Origin of the sequence: Bacillus sp. JJ675, from assembly GCF_036963165.1 — a bacterium.
Taxonomy (GTDB): Bacteria; Bacillota; Bacilli; order Bacillales; family Bacillaceae; genus Bacillus; species Bacillus glycinifermentans.
Genome location: NZ_JBALMR010000136.1, coordinates 1 through 1,185, shown reverse-complemented (window position 1 = coordinate 1,185; position 1,185 = coordinate 1). Strand labels below are relative to the sequence as shown.

General features: G+C 45.0%; 2 protein-coding genes and 1 pseudogene. All 3 read right to left on the bottom strand.

The window, feature by feature from the left end:
* A partial coding sequence (gene rpsI, locus V7126_RS23995; protein ID WP_335499902.1) for a 30S ribosomal protein S9 occupies positions 1 to 349 on the bottom strand: 349 nt, incomplete at its 3' end.
* Between the two features lie 20 nt (positions 350 to 369).
* Entirely contained in the window at positions 370 to 807 is a 438-nt protein-coding gene (rplM, locus tag V7126_RS23990; RefSeq protein WP_046128871.1) for a 50S ribosomal protein L13, read from the bottom strand.
* A 151-nt stretch (positions 808 to 958) separates the two neighbouring features.
* Positions 959 to 1,185: pseudogene (locus V7126_RS23985) on the bottom strand (tRNA pseudouridine(38-40) synthase TruA); the annotation flags it as partial.

Genomic DNA, 1,185 nt, shown 5'->3' with positions numbered 1-1,185 from the left:
CGTATTTTTTACGCTCTTTCATACGTGCGTCACGAGTCAGAAGACCTGCACGTTTTAGAGTCGCACGGTATTCAGGATCTGCTTCAAGCAAAGCGCGTGCGATGCCGTGGCGGATTGCGCCTGATTGTCCGGAGAAGCCGCCTCCTTTAACATTAACCAAAACATCGTAGCTTCCAGTTGTTTCAGTTAAAGTTAACGGTTGTTTAATATCTTCGATCAGCGCTTCTGATGGAATGTATTCGTTGATATCGCGATTATTAACGACGATACGGCCTTCCCCTGGAACAAGACGTACACGAGCTACAGAGCTTTTACGACGGCCAGTACCGTAATATTGAACCTGTGCCAAATTGGTAACCTCCCTTTTAATTATCCGCGAAGTTCGTAAACTTCAGGTTTTTGTGCTGCATGTGGATGCTCAGAACCACGGTATACGTTCAATTTTTTGAACATTTGACGACCGAGAGAACCCTTTGGAAGCATGCCTTTGATTGCAAGCTCAAGCATTTTCTCAGGGTAATTTGTACGCATTTCGTTAGCAGTTCTTGTTTTCAATCCGCCTGGATGCTGAGTGTGACGGTAGTAGATTTTATCAGTCAACTTTTTACCAGTTAACTCGATTTTTTCAGCGTTGATGATGATGACATGGTCTCCAGTATCAACGTGTGGTGTATATGTTGGTTTGTGCTTTCCGCGTAGGATAGATGCAACTTCAGAAGCAAGGCGTCCAAGAGTCTTGCCTTCAGCATCAACAACAAACCATTTACGTTCAACTTCATTCGCTTTCGCCATAGGTGTTGTGCGCATGATTTTCCCTCCTAGTATCACTTCAATTCAATCTAATACGTTCTATTTCAAAACACAATAAGTTTCCGGGGCTTATCGTGGGGTTGAAATACATACCATATGATATCTTATAACTTTCTGTACTCGCTGTCAAGAAAATGTTACACCTGGTTTAGTTGTCATAGATGACGTTCCATAGGTACAATCCATGGGCCGGTGCAGTACGCCCCGCCGCATCGCGGTTTTTGGCTTCGATCATCCCTTCGATGTCATCGGGTGAAAATTTGCCTGTACCGACTTGGAGGAGCGTGCCGGCAATGATCCTGACCATATTGTACAAGAATCCGCTGCCGACGACCCTCATTTGCAGGCCGTCTTCGGTTTCAGACCATTCAAGCT